We start from the raw sequence: 18,417 nt of genomic DNA, 5'->3' as shown, positions 1-18,417 counted from the left end.
CCGATGGCGCGATTTTTCATCAATTATGTTCGGCCAGTTGGTGATTTTCGTAATTGCCCGGCCCATGGCAACATCGCAAAATCGCACCATCGCTGAATAAAACAATGATGAGGAATCACGATGGAGACAAACCGTAAGGCGGCGCGCCTGCTGGCGCTGGCCGCCGCTTTTTCGTGCCTGCCGGCGCAGGCCGCCGAACTGGGCCTGGCGCGCATTTTTTCCGACCACGCCGTGCTGCAGCGCGACCAGCCGCTGGCCGTGTGGGGCACGGCCGGCGCCGGCGCCGAGGTGACCGTCACCCTGGCCGGCCAGACCGTCACCGGCAGCGCCGACGCGCGCGGCAAATGGCGCGTCGCCCTGCCGCCGCAGCCGGCCGGCGGCCCCTACACCCTGAAAGCCAGCGCCGGCGGCCGCACCGTCAGCCGCGGCGACATCCTGATCGGCGACGTCTACCTGTGCTCCGGCCAATCCAACATGGAGTTTGCCGTCAACGCCTCGACCAACGCCATAGGCGCTACCTGGGGCGCGCGCAATGACCGCCTGCGCTACCTGAACGTGCGGAAAACCAGCGCCGCCACCCCGCAGGAAGAACTCGCGGGCAAGGTCGCGTGGACGCCGCTGACCGCCGAATCGGTGGGCAAGACCTCGGCCGTCTGCTACTACATGGCGCGCTCGCTGCAGGCCAGCTACAAGATCCCGGTCGGCTTCATCCACGCCAGCTGGGGCGGCACCACCATCCAGAGCTGGATCGGCGGCGAGTCGCTCGCCACGCTGGACGATTACCGGGCCGGCGTGGCCGCCGTGGCGCAATACGGCGCCGACCGCGCCGCCGGCATGCGCGCCGAGGAGGCGCGCAACGACGCCTGGTGGGACGCGCACGACCCGGCCGCCGCCGCGCAGCGCGCCTGGCGCGCGCCGGAGTTCGACGACGCCGCCTGGCCGTCCGTCACCCCGAGCGGATCATGGAAGGACAGCGGCCTGGCCGATTTCAAGGACTTCGACGGCGTGGCCTGGTACCGCACCACCGTCACGCTGACGGCGGCGCAGGCGCGCAAGGCCAACCAGCTGCACCTGGGGCCGGTCGACACCTACGACACCACCTGGGTTAACGGCGTGCGCGTGGGCGGCTCCAGCACGCCGTGGATCTGGCGCGACTATGACGTGCCGGCCGGCGTGTTCAAGCCGGGCCGCAACGTGATCGCCATGCGCGTGCTCAGCGGCGGGCAGGGCGGTGGCCTGTCGGGCCAGCCGGCCAACCGCGCCATCGGCTTGTCCGATGGCAAGTCGGTCGCGCTGCCGGCCGCCTGGAAGGTGCGCCGCGGCAGCCCGCTGAAGGGCCTGTCGGTGCCGCCGGCGCCGTGGGACGTGCCGACCAGCCTGAGCACGCTGTACAACGGCATGATCGCGCCGCTGGTCGGCTACAAGTTCAAGCTGGCGGCCTGGTACCAGGGTGAGTCGAACGCCGGCGCGGCGCAGGAATACCGCACGCTGCTGCCGATGCTGATGCGCGACTGGCGCCAGCGCTTCGAGCAGCCGGCGCTGCCGTTCATGATCGCGCAACTGACCGCGTTCGGCACCCCGGCCAAGGCGCCCGGCCAGTCCGGCTGGGCCGAGCTGCGCGCGGCGCAGGCCGCGAGCGTGGCGGCCGACCCCCACGCGGGACTGGCGGTGACGCTGGACGTGGGCGACCGCTTCGACATCCACCCGACCCAGAAGACGCTGGTCGGCGAACGCCTGGCGCGCGCGGCGCGCGTGGTGGCCTATGGCGGGCAGGGCGCGCCCGGCAGTCCGTACGCGGTGTCGGCCCGGCGCGACGGCCAGGACCTGGTCGTCACCTTCCGCGACACCGGCGGCGGCCTGGTCACCTATTCGTCCGACCGCGCGATCGGCTTCGAAGTGTGCGCCGGCGCCACCTGCCGCTACGTCGACGCGCGCGCGGCCGGCGACACCGTGCGCCTGCCGGGCGCCGCCACGGCGGACGCCACGCGCGTGCGCTACGCCTGGGCCGATGCGCCGTTCGTCAACCTGTTCAGCGGCGATGACCTGCCGGCCGCGCCGTTTGAGCTGGAGGTGCGCTGATGACTTTGATGCATGACAAGACAGCGCCGCGCCTGCGCCCGGGCGCGGCCCTGGTCGCCCTGTGGCTGGCGGCGGCCGCGGTCCAGGCGGCGCCGGACGCGCTGGCGCCGGGCGGGCGCTGGAGCGCCTACACCGCCGGCCGCGCCGCCACCCCGCCGATGGGCTGGAGCAGCTGGAACGCCTTCGGCACCGATATCGACGAGGCCAAGATACTGGGCTCGGCCCAGCGCATCGTCGACAGCGGCCTGGCCGCCAGCGGCTACCGCTACATCAACATCGACGACGGCTGGGCGCTGCGGCGCCAGCAGCCCGACGGCCGGCTGGTGATACGGCCCGACCGCTTCCCGTCCTCGACGGGCGGCGGCGCCAGCAGCTTCCGGCCGTTCACCGACAAGCTGCACGCGATGGGCCTCAAGGCCGGCATTTATTCCGACCTCGGCCGCAACACCTGCTCCCAGGCCTATTCCGGCGACGACACCGACCTGCCCAAGGGCAGCGTGCTGGAGCGCGAGGTCGGCCTGTACGGCCACGTCGACCAGGACATCGCGCTGTTTTTCAGCGACTGGGGCTTCGACTTCATCAAGGTCGACGGCTGCGGCCTGCGCGCCTACGGCGCCGACAGCCCGAAAGTGCGCTCGGGCCAGTACCGCGCGCTGGCGCCGGTGCTGGACCTGCAATCGGTCAGCCGCAGCAACATCCCGGCCGTGCAGGCCGAGTTCACCGAGATCAACCGCGCCCTGCAGCGCAGCAATCCCGATGGCGACTATCTGCTGTCGCTGTGCGTGTGGGGCGCGGCCGACGTGCGCGCGTGGGGCAAGAACTACGGCAACATCTCGCGCACCAGCGACGACATCACGCCCGCCTGGGCGCGCATGCTGACCAACTTCGACAGCGCCCTGCGGCGCGAACTGTACGCCCATCCGGGCAGCTGGAACGACCCCGACATGCTGTACATCGGCAAGGGCGACTTCGACGCCGGCCACCTGGTGGAGGCGCGCTCGCATTTCGCGCTGTGGGCCATGCTGAACGCGCCGCTGATGATCGGCGCCGACCTGCGCACCATGGCGCAGCCGCTGATGGACATCGTCGGCAATGACGACATCATCGCGCTCAACCAGGACCCGGCCGGCAACCAGGCCACGCTGGCGTACGACGCCGACGATCTGCAAATCCTGGTCAAGCAGCTGGCCTCGGGGCAGAAGGCGGTGGTCATCTTCAATCGCGGGCTGACGCCGATGGAGGCCGACCTCACCGCTGAACAGTTGAAGCTGCGCAAGGATGCGCCGGTCACGCTGACCGACCTCTGGAGCAAGGAGAAAACCAGCTTCACCAACGAGACCAAGGTGCGCGTGGCGCCGCGCGAGACGCGCATCTTCCGCGTCGAGGGCACGCGGGCGCTGGCACAGGGCCTGTATCTGTCGGAGCTGCCGGGCAGCGTGAACCCGGCGGTGGACGGCGTGGTCCGGCCGCAAGCCGATCCGTCGATCTTCCGCTCGTCGGCCGGCTGGAGCGGCACCAAGGGCGCCGGCGAGCGGCCGATGTACGCCGGCTGGGGCGGCGCGCGCGCCGACAGCACGCCGTACGGCCAGACGCTGCGCATCGCCGGCAAGACCTACGGCGCCGGCATCGGCGTGCTGGCCAATTCGCGGCTGGAGGTGCGCAATCAGGGTTATCGCCGCGTGAGCGCGGAGGTGGGCGTGGACGACTCCGCGCAGGACCGCGCGCATGGCGTCACCTTCATGATCTACGGCGACGGCAAGCTGCTGGCCACCAGCAAGCCCCAGCGCTGGGGCCAGGCGGCACAGACCCTGAGTGCCGACGTCACCGGCGTCAAGCTGATCGAACTGGTGGCGCGCGGCGCGGCGGCGGTCAATGAGCAACTGCCGGTCAGCTGGGGCGAGGCGGCGCTGCTGTCGAGGTGAGTGTTGCGCGCGCCCCGGCCGCGTGATCGCCTCGCCGCTTATGCCAGTGCCGCCGCCATCCGCGGCACGATGTCGAACAGGTCGCCGACGATGCCGTAGTCGGCGACCGCGAAGATGGGCGCCTCCGGGTCCTTGTTGATGGCGACGATGGTCTTCGACTCCTTCATGCCGGCCAGGTGCTGGATGGCGCCCGAGATGCCGACCGCGATGTACAGCTGCGGCGCGACGATCTTGCCGGTCTGGCCGACCTGCCAGTCGTTGGGCACGTAGCCGGCGTCCACCGCCGCGCGCGAGGCGCCGATGGCGGCGCCCAGGCGGTCGGCCAGCGGATCCAGCAGCTTGAAGTTTTCCGCCGAGCCCAGGCCGCGGCCGCCGGCCACCACGATGGCGGCGCCGCTCAGTTCCGGCCGGCCGCTGGCGACGGTCTGCCGCGACACCAGGCGCGCGCGGCTGTCCTCGGCGCTGGCCGGCAGGATGGCGACCGTTGCCTTGCCGCCGCCTTGCGCCGCCGGCTCAAAGCTGGTGGCGCGCACGGTGATGACCTTGACCGCGTCGGCCGAGCGCACGGTGGCGATCACGTTGCCGGCGTACATGGGGCGCGCGAACGTGTCCGGCGCCAGCACCTGGCTGATCTCGGAAATCTGCGCCACGTCGAGGCGCGCGGCCACGCGCGGCAGGACGTTCTTGCCGCACGCGGTGGCGGCGGCCAGGATATGGCTGTAGCCGTCGGCCAGCGCCAGGATCTGGCGCGCCAGGTTCTCGGCGCCGCCATCGGCCAGATGGGGAGCGTCGACCAGTAGCACCCTGCTGACGCCGCTGATGCCGGCCGCCGCCGCAGCGGCGGCGGAACAGCCGGCGCCGGCGACCAGCAGGTGGACCTCGGCGCAGCAGGCCAGCGCGGCGCTGACGGTGTGGAGGGTGGCGGCCTTGATGCCGTGTTGATCGTGTTCTGCGATGACGAGAGCGGTCATGGGATTATCCTGTGAGGTGGGGAGAAGAAACTACAGCACTTTGGCTTCCTGGCGCAGCCTGGCCAGCAGCGTGGCGACGTCGGGCACCACCACGCCGGCGTTGCGGCTCGCCGGTTCCGCCATCGACAACACGGTCAGGCGCGGCGCCACGTCCACCGACAGGTCCGCCGGCGTGACGATGTCAAGCGGGCGCTTCTTGGCCTTCATGATGTTGGGCAGCGTGGTGTAGCGCGGCTCGTTCAGGCGCAGGTCGGTGGTCACCAGCGCCGGCAGTTCCAGCCGCAGGGTCTCCAGTCCGCCATCGATCTCACGGCTGACGCGGGCGTGCGCACCGTCGATCTCCAGCGTCGAGGCGAAGGTCGCCTGCGGCCAGTCGAGCAGAGCGGCCAGCATCTGGCCGGTCTGGTTGCAATCGTCGTCGATGGCTTGCTTGCCGGTGATGATCAGGCTGGGCTGCTCCATCTCGGCCAGCGCCTTGAGCAGCTTGGCCACCGCCAGCGGCTGCAGCTCGGCGTCGCTGTGGACCAGGATGGCGCGGTCGGCGCCCAGCGCCATGGCGGTGCGCAAGGTCTCCTGGCTGGCCATGGGGCCGCACGACACAGCCACCACCTCGCTGGCGACGCCAGCCTCCTTCATGCGCACCGCCTGCTCGACCGCGATCTCGTCGAACGGGTTCATGGACATCTTGGTGTTGGCCAGGTCGACACCGCTGCCGTCGCCTTTGACACGGACCTTGACGTTGTGGTCCACCACGCGTTTCACCGCGACTAAAACCTTCATGTGCGTTACCCTCATTTCGTGAGCGTTAATCAGTTTGCGAAGCTAATGTACAATCGAAAAATCAAGCTCACAAACGATTTGTTCGCACCAAATTGTGCGTAAAACGCACTTCTAAAAAGGAGGCCGCAGGCATGCGCCGCAAGATACCGTCCACCGCCGCCCTGTCGGCATTTGAAGCCGCCGCGCGTCACCAGAGTTTCACCAAGGCCGCCGATGAACTGGCCGTGACGCAAAGCGCCATCTGCCGCCAGATCGGCGCGCTGGAGGAGTTCCTTGATCTGAAGCTGTTCCGGCGCGGCCGGCGCGGCGTGGCGCTGACCGAGGCCGGCCTGATTTACAGCCGCCAGATCAGCGCCCGGCTGGACGAGGTGGAGCGCGACACGCTGGCCCTGATGGCCAAGGGCGGGCAGGGCGGCACGCTGGAGCTGGGCGTGGTGCCGACCTTCGCCACCAAGTGGCTGCTGCCGCGCATGCCGCACTTCGCCGCCGAGCATCCGGAAATCACCATCAACCTCAGCGCGCGCACCCAGCCCTTCATGTTCGACGACACGCCGTTCGACGCGGCCATCTACGCCGGCCAGTCCAGCTGGCCCGGCAGCGACAGCCTGTTCCTGATGCGCGAGAACCTGATCGCCGTGTGCAGCCCGGCGCTGGGAAGGGTGGACTGGCGGCGCCACACGCTCCTGCAGCAGAGCACCCGGCCGTATGCCTGGCGCGACTGGTTCGCCTCGCGCCACATGGAGGTGGACAACGACATGTCCGGGCCGCGCTTCGAGCTGTTCTCCATGCTGGCCGAGGCGGCCATCCATGGCATGGGCGTGGCGCTGATCCCGCGCTTCCTGGTGGAGGACGAGTTGCGGCGCGGCGTGCTGGTGCAGGCGGTCAGCCACCAGTACCTGAACGAGCGCTCCTACTACCTGATCTACCCGGAGAACAAGGCCGGCAACCCGGCGCTGGCCGTGTTCCGCACCTGGCTGGAGCGGCAGGCGCGCGAATACAGCGCGGCCATGGGGCTGGATTAGACCGGCGCACGCAACGCGCAAGAGTATCGAAATGCAAAGGGCAGCCAGATGGCTGCCTTTTTTTATTCGTGCTCAAAATAATAAACTATGCACAAAAAATATATTCATGCATAATAAGCTCGCGTGCACAAAAAATCACCACAACAACCGCGGTCCGAGCCGCTATAAAGGAGACAAGCATGACAACCAGGGCACCATACCGGCCGCGACGCGGCCTGGCCGCCGCCGCCGTGGCGGCGGCGCTGCAAACCGCCGCCGCCAGCGGCTGGGCGGTGGAGATCGAATCCGGCAACCCGGATGTGAAGGTCCGTTGGGACAACACCGTCAAATACAGCAACGCCTTCCGCCTGAAAAGCGCGGCGCCCGGCCTGATCGTCGACGCCAACACCGACGATGGCGACCGCAACTTCAGCACCGGCCTGATCTCGAACCGGGTGGACCTGCTGTCGGAGCTGGACCTCGGCTACAAGGATTCCGGCCTGCGGATCTCCGGCGCCGCCTGGTACGACAGCGTCTACAACCGCCGCAACGACAACAACTCGGCCGGCACCGCCAGCCAGCTCAGCGTGGGCAGCAACGAGTTCACCGATAGCACCCGCAAGCTGCACGGCAAGAAGGCGGAATTGCTCGACGCCTTCGTCTACAGCCGCTTCGACGTCGGCAGCGCCGCCGCCAGCGTGCGCCTCGGCCGTCACACGGTGCTGTACGGCGAAACGTTGTTTTTTGGCGATAACGGCATCTCGGCCGGCCAGGCGCCGGTGGACGTGATCAAGCTGCTGTCAGTGCCCGGCACCCAGTTCAAGGAATTGCTGATGCCGGTGAACCAGCTGTCCGGCCAGTTGCAGCTGTCGCCCAACGTCACCGTGGGCGGCTACTACCAGTTCGAATGGCGCGCCAACCGCATTCCCGGTTCGGGCAGCTATTTCTCGTTTGCCGATTACGTCGGCGCCGGCGCCGAGCGCTTCTTCGCGCCGGGCTCGTTCGCCCATGTGTATTTCGACCGCGTCGACGACATCAAGCCCAAGAACAGCGGGCAGGGCGGCGTGCAGCTGCGCTTCCGTCCGGACAGCGAGATCGCCGAGTTCGGCGTCTACCTGACCCGCTACCACGACAAGGATTTCAACCTGTACCTGACGCCGGCCGCCGTGCCGGCGCTGCCATCGGTCGGCACCTACCGCCAGGTGTACGGCCAGGACATCAAGGCCTTCGGCGTCAGCGCCAGCACCACGCTGGCCGGCGCCAACGTGGCGGCGGAAATTTCCACCCGCCGCGACGCGCCGCTGGTCAGCGATCCGGTGGTCGCCTTCGGCGCCGGCAACACGCCCGGCACGGCCGCCTACGCGGTCGGCAATACCGCCCACGCCAACCTGTCGGCCATCTACGTCCTCAACGGCGGCGGCCTGTGGCAGGGCGGCTCCATCCTGGGCGAGCTGGCCTGGAACCGCCGCCTCAGCACCACCGCCAATCCGGGCGCGCTCGATCCGCGCAGCACGCGCGACGCTTCCGGCGTGCGCCTGCTGTTCACGCCCGAGTACTACCAGGTGGCGCCCGGCGTGGACCTGAGCGTGCCGATCGGCCTTGGCTACGCCCTCAGCGGCCGCTCCTCGACCGGCCTGCGCTTCGCCGGCGGCGCCGAGCATGGCGGCGACTTCAGCATCGGCGCGACCTTTGACTACCGCAAGCAGTTCAAGTTCGCCGTCAACCTGGTGCACTTCATGGGCGCGCAGGGCACGTTCATCACGCCCAACGTGCCGCCGCAGCAGACCGTGCTGCAGTACCAGCAAACCAGCAAGGACCGGGATTTCATCTCGTTCTCGTTGCAAAGCACATTCTAATTTCAGCAGGAGACACATATGAATCACCACACCATCAAGCGCGGCGCGCTGACTTCCATCTTGCTGGGCCTGGCCGTGGCGCAGGGCGGCGCCATGGCGGCGGTCGGCGCCGAGGAAGCCAGCAAGCTCAAAGGCGAACTGACGCCGGTGGGCGCGGAGAAGGCCGGCAACAAGGCCGGCACCATTCCGCCCTGGGACGGCGGCTACACCAAGGTGCCGGCCGGCTACAAGGATGGCGACCAGCGTCCCGATCCCTACGCCGGCGACAAGCTGGTGGTCTCGATCAGCGCCAGGAACATGGACCAGTACGCGGACAAGCTGACCGACGGCGTCAAGGCGCTGATGAGGAAGTATCCGAGCTACCGCATCGACGTCTACCCGACCCACCGCACCGCCGCCATGCCGCAGTGGGCCTACGACAACACGCTGAAGAACGCCACCCGCTGCAAAACCAGGGACAACGGCCAGTCGCTGGAGGGCTGCTACGGCGGCATTCCTTTCCCCATCCCCAAGACCGGCAACGAGCTGATGTGGAATCACATGCTGTCGTGGAAGGGCCAGGCCAGCTCGATGCTGTTCCGCCTGTTCGTCACCACCTCGGACGGCAAATCGACCATGGCCTCGGACGGCCTGAGCGAAGTGCAGTCGCCGTACTGGTTCAAGGATGGTTCGCTGGAGACCTTCAAGGGCGACTACAACAACCTGATGCTGGTCACCTACGGGCCGCCGTTCAAGGCCGGCGAGTCGATCCTGCTGCGCGACACGGTGGACGCCGACAAGGGCCGCCAGGCCTGGCAATACCTGGTCGGCCAGCGCCGCACGCGCAAGGCGCCCACCCTCGGCTACGACACGCCGGACAGCGTGGCCTCGGGCGCGTTCTACTTCGACGAGGCCTTTGTGTTCTCGGGCGGGCTGGATCGCTATGACTGGAAAATCATCGGCAAGAAGGAAATCTACATTCCCTACAACACCAACCGCACCTGGCAGGTCAAGGCCGCCGACCTGCTCGGGCCGCAGCACCTGAACCCCGACCATCTGCGCTGGGAGCTGCACCGCGTGTGGGAGGTGGAGGCCACCGTCGCGGCGGGCAAGCGCCACGCGGTGCCGAAGCGCCGCTTCTATCTGGACGAGGACACCTACACCGCCGTGCTGGCCGATATGTGGGACGCCCAGGGCCAGTTGTGGCGCGTCGGCTACACGCTGCCGATGGCGATGCCGGACGTGCCGGGCTCGGTGTCGCAGACCTTCGGCCTGTACAACCTGCTGGCCAACACCTATGTGCTGGGCAACCTGCCGGTCGAAAAGGCTTACCAGTACAAGCAGGTGCCGCGCTGGAACGACAGCTACTTCACGCCGGAGAACCTGGCGGCCAAGGGCAGCCGCTAGGCGCGCCGGAGGAGTGGTCATGAAACTGATTTCTCATGTGGGCCGCGTGGCCGCCGCCAGGGTGACGGCGGCGCTGCTGGTGATCGGCGCCATGCCGGCATGGGCGGTGCCCGATGTGCTGGAACGGCCGTCGGCGCCAAGCGCCAAGGCGGCCGGCGCGGTCATGCTTGGCATCACGCAGGCCGGCGCGCGCCTGGTCGCGGTGGGCGAGCGCGGCATCGTGCTGTATTCGGACGACGCCGGCGCCCACTGGCGGCAGGCGGCGGTGCCGGTCAGCGTGTCGCTGGTCGGCGCCCGTTTCCTCAACCAGAAGGACGGCTGGGCCGTCGGCCACAGCGGCGTGCTGCTGCGGACCGGCGACGGCGGCAAGAGCTGGACCAAACACCTCGACGGCACCGCCGCCGCCCGCCTGGTGGTGACGGCGGTCAGCGAGGGCCGGCTGCCCCCTGGCGCCGACCCGGCGCGCGCGCAGGCCGACGCCGAACGGCTGGTGGCCGAAGGCCCCAGCAAGCCGTTCTTCGACATTCATTTTTTCGATGACAGGAACGGCTTGCTGATCGGCGCCTTCGGGCTGGCGCTGGCCACCAGCGACGGCGGCGCCACCTGGCGCGCCGCGCTGGAGCGCTTCGACAATCCGAAAGCCAAGCACCTGTACGCCATCGCCGCCGATGGCGACGCCTGCGTGATCGCCGGCGAACAGGGCGCGGTGTTCTACTCGTCCGACCGCGGCCGCAGTTTCCGCGCGCTGGCCACGCCGTACGAGGGCACCTACTTCGGCGCCATCGCGGCCGGCCCGCGCACCGTGGTGTTCGGCATGCGCGGCAATGTCTACTGGTCGGAAACGCCCGGCGGCGCCTGGCGCAAAAGCGACATCGCCACCACCCAGTCGCTGACCGCCGGCCTGCGCCTCCAGGACGGCAGCCTGCTGCTGACCGATGAAACGGGCCGCCTGTTCCGCAGCACCGACGGCGGCCGCAGCTTCCAGCCGCAGGCCGGCGCCACCGGCGCGCCGCTCACCGGCGCCGTGCAAAGCGCCGACGGCACGCTGTTCGTCTCCGGCGTGCGCGGCGTCACCAAGATCGCCCTTCCATCTCCACAAGGCCAGTGATGCATACCTCCGCTCCCGATCACCCGGTGATCGCCAATCTCGATCAATTCGATCCGCGCTCGGGCTCGGCGGTTGAACGCCTGCTGTTCAACCACCGCGTCGTGGTGCTGATCCTGTTCGTGCTGGCCACCGCCGTGCTGGGCTGGCAAGCGCTCGGCGTGCGCCTCAACCCCAGCTTCGAACGCATGATCCCGGCACGTCATCCCTACGTGCAAAACTACCAGCAACACAAGGCCGACCTTGCCGGCCTGGGCAACACGCTGCGCATCGCCGTTGAAAGCGGGCACGGCACCATCTACGACGCACGCTACATGGAAACGCTGCGCCAGCTCAGCGACGAACTGTTCCTGCTGCCCGGCGTCGACCGCTCGTTCATGAAATCGATCTGGATGCCGTCGGTGCGCTGGATCGGCGTGACCGAGGAGGGCCTGGACGGCGGTCCGGTGATCCCGGACGGCTTTGACGGCTCGCCGCCCAGGCTGGACGAGCTGCGCGCCAACATCGAGCGCTCCGGCGAGATCGGCTCGCTGGTGGCGCCGGACTTCAAGTCCAGCGTGATCGTGGTGCCGCTGCTGGAAACCAGCGGCACCCAGCGCATCGACTACGCCGACCTCGGCACCCGCCTGGAGCAACTGCGCGCCAAGTACGAGGCGCAGGGCGTGCGCATCCACATCACCGGCTTCGCCAAGGTGGTGGCCGACCTGATCGAGGGCATGCGCCAGGTGCTGCTGTTCTTTGGCGTGGCGCTGGCGATCTGCACCGCCGTGCTGCTGTGGTACACGCGCTGCGTGCGCAGCACCCTGCTGGTGGTGTCGTGCTCGCTGGTGGCGGCGCTGTGGCTGCTGGGCGCCTTGCCGCTGCTGGGCTTCGACCTCGACCCGTATTCGGTGCTGCTGCCGTTCCTGGTGTTCGCCATCGGCATGAGCCACGGCGCGCAGAAGATGAACGGCATCATGCAGGACATCGGCCGCGGCGCGCACCGGCTGGTGGCGGCGCGCTACACCTTCCGCCGCCTGTTCCTGGCCGGCCTGACCGCGCTGCTGGCCGACGCGGTCGGCTTCGCGGTGCTGATGGTGATCGACATACCGGTCATCCACGACCTGGCCATCTCGGCCAGCGTGGGCGTGGCCATGCTGATCTTCACCAACCTGATCCTGCTGCCGGTGCTGCTGTCCTACACCGGCGTCAGCGCCACGGCCGCGCGCCGCAGCCTGCAGGACGAGGGCGGGCAGGACGCCGCCGGCGCGCCGCGCAAGCATCGCCTGTGGGCCTTCCTCGACCGCTTCACCGGCCGCCGCTGGGCCACCATCGCCATCGGCGTGGCGCTGGTGCTGGCCACGGCCGGCGGCGCGGTCAGCATGCACCTGAAAATCGGCGACCTCGATCCCGGCGCGCCGGAGCTGCGCGCCAACTCGCGCTACAACCGCGACAGCGCCTTCATGGCCGCGCACTACGCCGCCAGCAGCGACAACTACGTGGTCATGGTGCGCACGCCGCAGTACATGTGCGCCAACTACGGCACGCTGGCGCAGGTGGAGGCGCTGGAGTGGCGCCTGCAGCAGCTGGCCGGGGTGGAGTCGACCAACTCCTACGCCACGCTCAGCAAGCGCGCCTCGGCCGGCATGAACGAGGGCAGCCTCAAGTGGTTCGACCTGCCGCGCTCGCAGGACATGCTGAACGCCATCACCACCCGCGCCCCGCGTGAACTGCTCAACCAGAACTGCGACCTGCTGACGGTCTACATCTACCTCAAGGACCACAAGGCCGACACGCTGGACTCGGTGGTGCGCGAGGTGGAGGCCTTCGCGGCGGCCAACAACAGCAAGGACATCCAGTTCCTGTCGGCGGCTGGCAACGCCGGCATCGAGGCGGCCACCAACATCGTGGTGAAGAAGGCCAATACCGAGATGCTGCTGTGGGTGTATGCGGCGGTGATCGTGCTGGCCTTCGTCACCTTCCGCTCCTGGCGCGCGGTGGTCTGCGCGGTGCTGCCCTTGATGCTGACCTCGGTGCTGTGCGAGGCCCTGATGGTCGGCCTCGGCATCGGCGTCAAGGTCGCCACCCTGCCGGTGATCGCGCTGGGCGTGGGCATCGGCGTCGATTACGCGCTGTACGTGGTGTCGGTGATGCTGGTCGAGCTGCGGCGCGGCGCCAGCCTGTCGGCGGCCTACTACCGCGCGCTGCTGTTCACCGGCAAGGTGGTGGTGCTGACCGGCGTCACGCTGGGCATCGCGGTGGCGACCTGGGGCTTCTCCCCGATCAAATTCCAGGCCGACATGGGCATCCTGCTGGGCTTCATGTTCATCTGGAACATGCTGGGCGCGCTGATCCTGTTGCCGGCGCTGGCCCACTTCCTGTTGCGTCCGGCGCGCCGCGCCGGCGCGGCGGCCACTGCAAGCAACGGCCAATTACTCAAGGAGGCGGTATGAAAGCGCGTTATATCCCATTGTTGCTGCTGGCGGCGCTGTGCCAGGCGCCGGCCATGGCGGCCAGCAAGGACGAGGCGGTGGGCTTCGTCCAGAAGGCGGTGGCCTACCTCAAGCAGCAGGGCAGGGAGGCGGCGCTGGCCGAGTTCAACAAGCCGCAGGGCCAGTTCGTCAACGGCGAGCTGTACGTGGTGGTGCTGGACATGAACGGCGTGCTGCTGGCCGATGGCGGCAATCCCAAACTGGTCGGCAAGGCCTTGCTGGAACTGAAGGACGTCAACGGCAAGGCCTTCGTGCGCGAGGAAATCGAGCTGGCCAAAAAGAAGGGCAGCGGCTGGGTGGATTTCACCTGGCTCAATCCGGTGACCAAATCGATGGCGTCGCGCTCGTCCTACTTTGAACGCGTTGGCGACGTCATCGTGCTGACCGGCGTGTACAACTGATCTACTGCAGCGTGGCCTGCTGGCGCTGGATGGCCTCGGTCACGCTGTCGCGCGTGTGCCCGATGTGATGGCGCAGCAGGCCGATGGCCTTGTCCTTGTCGCGCGCCAGGGCCGCGTCCATCAGCAGCTGGTGCTCGTTGCTCTTGTGGCGCTCGGTCTGGCGATGCAGCGCCGAGAAGCGGCGATACCGCTCGGCGCGGTCGAACAGCGAGTCGACCATGCTCAGCAGCAGCCCCGAGGGGCAGGCCGAAAACAGCATGAAGTGGAAATTCTTGTGGCGCGCGGCCCAGTCGTCGTCCAGCGCCACCGGACCGTCGCCCAGGCGCTTCTCCGTGATCCCCAGGCGGTGATAGGCCGCCAGCACATTGCCCTCCCATTCATCGTCGCCATAGGTGATGGCGTCGCTCAGCGCCTCGCATTCCAGCAGCTGGCGCAAACGGGTGATCTCCTGGAAGTCGCTGACCGAGATCGGCGCCACGCGAAAGCCCTTGTTGTCGCTGGCCGTCACCACGCCCTCCTGCGCCAGGCGGTTGAGCGCCTCGCGGATGGGCGAACTGGAAATGCCGTATTCCTTGGACAGTGCGTCGACCTTGAGCTTGAAGCCGGGCGGCAGCTCACAGCAGACAATCGCATGCTTCATCTTCTGCAGGGCGACCTCGATCAGCGAGGCGCCGGATGCCGGTTCAGCGGAGAAGTGTTCCATGGGTGTGATCCTGAAGACTAGTAATCCGTATTTTATGCATAAAATACGGATAATGCAAATAAAAGCGCCGGATGCGGGACGCATCCGGCGCCGGTACCGCGGCTGGCGGCGCCTAGAACGTCAGGGCGGCGATCAGGTTGCCACCCAGGGCCAGCCGCAGCGACTTGAGCAGGTCCAGCCCTTCGCGCAGGCCGGCCGCGCCGCCGTACACGTAGTGGTCCGGGCGCACCAGCGCGTACTGGCAGCCATGCGCCGTCATCCACTGGCGCAGCACGCCGTCATGCTCGCGCACGCCGTACGGCGGCAGCGGCGGCTGGCCGCTGTCGGACAAGGTGACCACGGCCAGCGGCAGCGCGTCCAGGCTGTCCCAGCTGCGGATTTCCTCCAGCAGCGGCGTGACGCTGGCGCCGGCCGCCGCCACCAGCACGAAGCGGGCGCCGGTGAACCGGTCGAGCAGGCCGCTGCGGCCCTCGCTGTCGTCCACCCGTGGTTGCGGGAACAGCAGGCCGCGCGCGCCGGTGGCGTCCTGCGCGGCCAGCAGGCCCGCGCCCAGGCCGGGGATCAGCGACTGACGCACGGTGGGGCCGCTGGCGGCCGCCATCTCGGCCAGCATGCGGGCGTCGCGCTCGGCGGCCCTGGCCGGATCGCGCTCGCAGATCACGCGGCCCAGCTCGCGCGTCACCAGCGTGGTCTGGCGCACGTGCGGCAGGCGTTCCTGCTGGTAGGTGTCGAGCAGGGCCGGCGCGGCCAGTCCCTGCCGCACCATGGCCAGCTTCCACACCAGGTTGGCGGCGTCGCGGATGCCCTGGCACATGCCTTGCGCCATGAAGGGCGGCGTCATGTGGGCGGCGTCGCCGAGGAAGAACAGATTGTCCTCGCGCCACTTCTTCAGGATCAGCGCGTGGAAGCGGTAGGCCGAGGCGCGCCACAGCTCGTATTCGCCGGGCGCCATCCAGCGCGACAGCAGCTGGCGGATCGCCTCCGGCTGCTGGATGGCGCCCGGCGTTTCATCGTCGTTGATCATGAATTCCCAGCGCCGGTGCAGGCCGGGGCCGACGATGTAGGTGCAGGGGCGCGCGGTCTCGCAGAACTGGATGTTGACGGCCGGCAGGCGCGCCGCCACCTCCGGCGTCACCATCACGTCGACCACCATCCACGGCTCGTCGAACTCCAGATCCTCCATCTGCAAGCCCAGGCTGGTGCGCAGCGGACTGGTGCCGCCGTCGCAGGCCAGCACATGGCGCGCGCCCACGCGGCGCTCGCGGCCGTCGCGGTCGCGCAGCAGCACGCTGGCGACGTCGCCGTTCTGCTCGACCGACAGCACCTCGGTGCCCAGCTCCACGCTCACCTCCGGGAAGCTGGCGAGGTTGGCGCGCAGCGCGCCCTCCACCGCCGGCTGCGAGAACACGTAGTTGGGCGCCCAGCCCAGCGGGTAGGGCGTGCCGGCCGGCGCGATGCGCTTGAGCACGGCGCCGCCGGTGGTCTGGTATTCCGAGGTGCGGTAAGGCATCACGTGCGCGGCGATCCGCTCGCCGATGCCGATGTTGTCGAAGACCCGCATCACCTCCTGGTCCAGGCCGAAGGCGCGCGGCTTGTCGTAGATTTCCAGCATCTTGTCGACCGCCAGCGTCTTCAGGCCCCATTTGCCGGCCAGGTTGGCGGCGACGGCGCCCACCGGTCCCATGCCGACGATCAGTACATCCACATCGATATTCATTGTTGTCTCCAGTTGTGCTTGCGGCGCCTAGGCCATGGTGTACGCGGTCTTGACGCTGGTGAAGAATTCCGCCGCGTGCGTGCCTTGCTCGCGCGCGCCGTGGCTGGAACCCTTGGTGCCGCCGAACGGCACGTGGTAGTCGACGCCGGCGGTCGGCACGTTGACCATCACCATGCCGCTTTGCATGTGGCGCTTGAAGTGGGTCGCGTGCTTGAGCGAGCCGGTGCAGATGCCGGCCGACAGCCCGAACGGGGTGTCGTTGGCGATCGCCAGCGCGTGTTCATAGTTGTCGGCCGGGATGGCGCAGGCCACCGGGCCGAAGATTTCCTCGCGCGCGATGCGCATCGACGGCTCGGCGTCGGCGAACAGGGCCGGGCGCATGAAGTAGCCGTCGGTCTCGCGCGACAGGCGTTCGCCGCCCGTGACCAGGCGCGCGCCCTCGGCCCGGCCGATGGCCACGTAGTCGAGGTTCTGCGCCAGCTGGCCGGCGTCGGCCACCGGGCCGATCTGGGTGTCGGCATGCAGGGCGTGGCCGACGCGCAGCGCCGCCAGCGCCTCGGCGGTGCGGCGCACGAAGGCCGGGTAAATGCCTTTCTCGACGATGAAGCGCGACGAGGCGGTGCAACGCTGGCCGGTGGAATAGTAGGCGCCCTGCACGGCGCAATGCACGGCGGTGTCGAGGTCGGCGTCGTCGAGGATCAGCAGCGGATTCTTGCCGCCCATTTCCAGCTGCACCTTGGCCTGGCGTTGGGCGGTGGCCAGCAGCAACTGGCGGCCGGTCTCCACCGAACCGGTGAAGCTGACCGCGCGCACCGCGGGCGCCTCGATGATGGCCTGGCCGACCACGCTGCCGCGCCCCATCACCAGGTTGAACACGCCCGGCGGCAGGCCGGCGCGGCTGATGATCTCGGCCAGCGCCCAGGCGCTGCCGGGCACCAGGTCGGCCGGCTTGAACACCACCGCGTTGCCGTGGCACAGGGCGGGGGCGATCTTCCAAGCCGGTATCGCCATCGGGAAATTCCATGGCGTGATGATACCGACCACGCCCACCGGTTCTCGCGTGACCTCGACCTCCACGCCGGGCCGCACCGAGGCCAGCTTGTCGCCGCGCAGGCGCAGCGCCTCGCCGGCGTAGAACTTGAAGATGTGGCCGGCGCGCGCCACTTCGCCGGCCGCCTCCGCCAGCGTCTTGCCTTCCTCGCGCGCCAGCAGCGTGCCCAGCTCCTGTTGCCGCGCCAGCAGTTCGGCGCCGATGAAGTCGAGCGCGCTGGCGCGCAGCTGGATGCCGCTGTGCGCCCACCCGGCCTGCGCCCGCGCCGCCGCCTGGATGGCCTGTTGCGCCTGGGCGGCGTCGGCGTGGGCGTAGTGGCCGATGTGGTCGGACAGGTCGGACGGGTTCAGGTTGTCGCGCGCGCTGGCGCCGTCCAGCCACGCGCCGCCGATGTAGTTGGGCTTCATACGCGCTGCAGGCGGATCTTTTCGCGGGTGGCGGCGATCCAGGCCTCGCGCGTCATGAAGTCGGGACGGCGGCGGCACATGGCCTCGGTCCGCGCCACGATCTGCGCCGGCGTTTGCGACAGGTCGAGCGGCTCGCGGCAGGGCTGGTGGGTGTAGAACGGGCTGTCGACGTACATCTCGATCGGGTTGCCCTCCGGGTCCTTGAAATACAGCGACCAGGCGTTGCCGTGGTCGACCTGCTCGATGCCGGTGATGCCGAACTCCTGCAGCTGGCGGTAGTAGGTGCACAGGTCGTCGATGGAATCCATCAGGAACGACAGCTGGTTGATCGGGTTGAACGGCAGGCCGGTCGGCTTGCCGTCGAACAGCACCAGCTGGTGGTGGATTTCCGGGTCCTGGGTCATGAAGAACAGGCGGTGGCCGGTGGAGGCCACGCCCTGGTCGCTGACGATGAAGCCGATGCGGGAACGGTAGAACTCGACCATGCGTTCGAGGTCGACGCAGAAAATCCCGGTGTGGGTGTATTGGATGCGCGGAAGTTTGGACATGCTGGGTCTCCTGTTGTGT

General features: G+C 68.6%; 14 protein-coding genes. 8 read left to right on the top strand and 6 right to left on the bottom strand.

Annotated features, from left to right (window positions below; all coding sequences use genetic code 11):
- The first annotated feature begins 120 nt into the window (after positions 1–120).
- Positions 121–2,079, top strand: coding sequence for a sialate O-acetylesterase (locus tag FHW83_RS01225; protein WP_176644554.1), 1,959 nt, complete (start codon positions 121–123; stop codon positions 2,077–2,079).
- On the top strand, positions 2,079–4,001 hold the full coding sequence (locus FHW83_RS01220; protein WP_229223968.1) for an NPCBM/NEW2 domain-containing protein: 1,923 nt from the start codon (positions 2,079–2,081) through the stop codon (positions 3,999–4,001). Before FHW83_RS01225 ends, FHW83_RS01220 begins: the two co-directional genes overlap by 1 nt.
- Before the next feature lie 38 nt (positions 4,002–4,039).
- Here the strand turns inward: FHW83_RS01220 and FHW83_RS01215 are convergent, their stop codons facing one another.
- Both FHW83_RS01215 and FHW83_RS01210 read right to left on the bottom strand, forming a co-directional pair.
- Complete coding sequence (locus tag FHW83_RS01215) at positions 4,040–4,972, bottom strand: electron transfer flavoprotein subunit alpha/FixB family protein (protein WP_176644553.1); 933 nt, start codon at positions 4,970–4,972, stop codon at positions 4,040–4,042.
- A 30-nt stretch (positions 4,973–5,002) separates the two neighbouring features.
- Positions 5,003–5,752, bottom strand: a complete 750-nt coding sequence (locus FHW83_RS01210) for an electron transfer flavoprotein subunit beta/FixA family protein (RefSeq protein WP_176644552.1) — start codon at positions 5,750–5,752, stop codon at positions 5,003–5,005.
- 131 nt (positions 5,753–5,883) lie between these two features.
- Between FHW83_RS01210 and FHW83_RS01205 the strand changes: the two genes are divergently transcribed.
- From FHW83_RS01205 to FHW83_RS01180, 6 genes are all read left to right on the top strand, one after another.
- Positions 5,884–6,774: a LysR substrate-binding domain-containing protein gene (locus tag FHW83_RS01205; RefSeq protein WP_176644551.1), complete on the top strand. Its 891-nt coding sequence runs from the start codon at positions 5,884–5,886 to the stop codon at positions 6,772–6,774.
- 179 nt (positions 6,775–6,953) lie between these two features.
- On the top strand, positions 6,954–8,609 hold the full coding sequence (locus tag FHW83_RS01200; RefSeq protein ID WP_176644550.1) for a DUF1302 domain-containing protein: 1,656 nt from the start codon (positions 6,954–6,956) through the stop codon (positions 8,607–8,609).
- 18 nt (positions 8,610–8,627) lie between these two features.
- Positions 8,628–9,995 carry a DUF1329 domain-containing protein gene (locus FHW83_RS01195; protein WP_176644549.1) on the top strand — a complete coding sequence of 456 codons (1,368 nt, stop codon included), beginning with the start codon at positions 8,628–8,630 and terminating at the stop codon, positions 9,993–9,995.
- 19 nt (positions 9,996–10,014) lie between these two features.
- Positions 10,015–11,103, top strand: coding sequence for a YCF48-related protein (locus FHW83_RS01190; protein ID WP_176644548.1), 1,089 nt, complete (start codon positions 10,015–10,017; stop codon positions 11,101–11,103).
- Positions 11,103–13,532 carry an RND family transporter gene (locus FHW83_RS01185; RefSeq protein WP_176644547.1) on the top strand — a complete coding sequence of 810 codons (2,430 nt, stop codon included), beginning with the start codon at positions 11,103–11,105 and terminating at the stop codon, positions 13,530–13,532. Before FHW83_RS01190 ends, FHW83_RS01185 begins: the two co-directional genes overlap by 1 nt.
- Positions 13,529–13,972 carry a cache domain-containing protein gene (locus FHW83_RS01180; protein ID WP_176644546.1) on the top strand — a complete coding sequence of 148 codons (444 nt, stop codon included), beginning with the start codon at positions 13,529–13,531 and terminating at the stop codon, positions 13,970–13,972. The genes FHW83_RS01185 and FHW83_RS01180 overlap by 4 nt, the downstream gene beginning before the upstream one ends.
- Position 13,973: 1 nt before the next feature.
- Here FHW83_RS01180 and FHW83_RS01175 read toward each other — a convergent pair whose 3' ends face one another.
- From FHW83_RS01175 to FHW83_RS01160, 4 genes are all read right to left on the bottom strand, one after another.
- On the bottom strand, positions 13,974–14,675 hold the full coding sequence (locus FHW83_RS01175; protein ID WP_176644545.1) for a GntR family transcriptional regulator: 702 nt from the start codon (positions 14,673–14,675) through the stop codon (positions 13,974–13,976).
- Positions 14,676–14,787: 112 nt separating this feature from the next.
- Entirely contained in the window at positions 14,788–16,392 is a 1,605-nt protein-coding gene (locus FHW83_RS01170; protein WP_218105917.1) for a bifunctional 3-(3-hydroxy-phenyl)propionate/3-hydroxycinnamic acid hydroxylase, read from the bottom strand.
- A gap of 27 nt (positions 16,393–16,419) precedes the next feature.
- Positions 16,420–17,850 (bottom strand): aldehyde dehydrogenase family protein, encoded by a 1,431-nt coding sequence (locus FHW83_RS01165; protein ID WP_176644544.1) that lies wholly within the window; start codon positions 17,848–17,850, stop codon positions 16,420–16,422.
- On the bottom strand, positions 17,847–18,398 hold the full coding sequence (locus FHW83_RS01160; protein WP_176644543.1) for a VOC family protein: 552 nt from the start codon (positions 18,396–18,398) through the stop codon (positions 17,847–17,849). The genes FHW83_RS01165 and FHW83_RS01160 overlap by 4 nt, the downstream gene beginning before the upstream one ends.
- Positions 18,399–18,417: the final 19 nt, after the last annotated feature.

It is taken from the genome of Duganella sp. SG902 (assembly GCF_013376005.1).
In the GTDB taxonomy this organism is placed as follows: Bacteria; Pseudomonadota; Gammaproteobacteria; order Burkholderiales; family Burkholderiaceae_D; genus Rugamonas.
The sequence above is the reverse complement of the archived record's forward strand: the minus strand, read 5'-3'. Positions and strand labels throughout refer to the sequence as shown.

Bases quoted from the DNA above. Each gene is read 5' to 3' on its own strand.
- FHW83_RS01225 (WP_176644554.1), top strand. From the start codon at position 121: ATGGAGACAAACCGTAAGGCGGCGCGCCTGCTGGCGCTGGCCGCCGCT.
- FHW83_RS01220 (WP_229223968.1), top strand. From the start codon at position 2,079: ATGACTTTGATGCATGACAAGACAGCGCCGCGCCTGCGCCCGGGCGCG.
- FHW83_RS01215 (WP_176644553.1), bottom strand. From the start codon at position 4,972: ATGACCGCTCTCGTCATCGCAGAACACGATCAACACGGCATCAAGGCC.
- FHW83_RS01210 (WP_176644552.1), bottom strand. From the start codon at position 5,752: ATGAAGGTTTTAGTCGCGGTGAAACGCGTGGTGGACCACAACGTCAAG.
- FHW83_RS01205 (WP_176644551.1), top strand. From the start codon at position 5,884: ATGCGCCGCAAGATACCGTCCACCGCCGCCCTGTCGGCATTTGAAGCC.
- FHW83_RS01200 (WP_176644550.1), top strand. From the start codon at position 6,954: ATGACAACCAGGGCACCATACCGGCCGCGACGCGGCCTGGCCGCCGCC.
- FHW83_RS01195 (WP_176644549.1), top strand. From the start codon at position 8,628: ATGAATCACCACACCATCAAGCGCGGCGCGCTGACTTCCATCTTGCTG.
- FHW83_RS01190 (WP_176644548.1), top strand. From the start codon at position 10,015: ATGAAACTGATTTCTCATGTGGGCCGCGTGGCCGCCGCCAGGGTGACG.
- FHW83_RS01185 (WP_176644547.1), top strand. From the start codon at position 11,103: ATGCATACCTCCGCTCCCGATCACCCGGTGATCGCCAATCTCGATCAA.
- FHW83_RS01180 (WP_176644546.1), top strand. From the start codon at position 13,529: ATGAAAGCGCGTTATATCCCATTGTTGCTGCTGGCGGCGCTGTGCCAG.
- FHW83_RS01175 (WP_176644545.1), bottom strand. From the start codon at position 14,675: ATGGAACACTTCTCCGCTGAACCGGCATCCGGCGCCTCGCTGATCGAG.
- FHW83_RS01170 (WP_218105917.1), bottom strand. From the start codon at position 16,392: ATGAATATCGATGTGGATGTACTGATCGTCGGCATGGGACCGGTGGGC.
- FHW83_RS01165 (WP_176644544.1), bottom strand. From the start codon at position 17,850: ATGAAGCCCAACTACATCGGCGGCGCGTGGCTGGACGGCGCCAGCGCG.
- FHW83_RS01160 (WP_176644543.1), bottom strand. From the start codon at position 18,398: ATGTCCAAACTTCCGCGCATCCAATACACCCACACCGGGATTTTCTGC.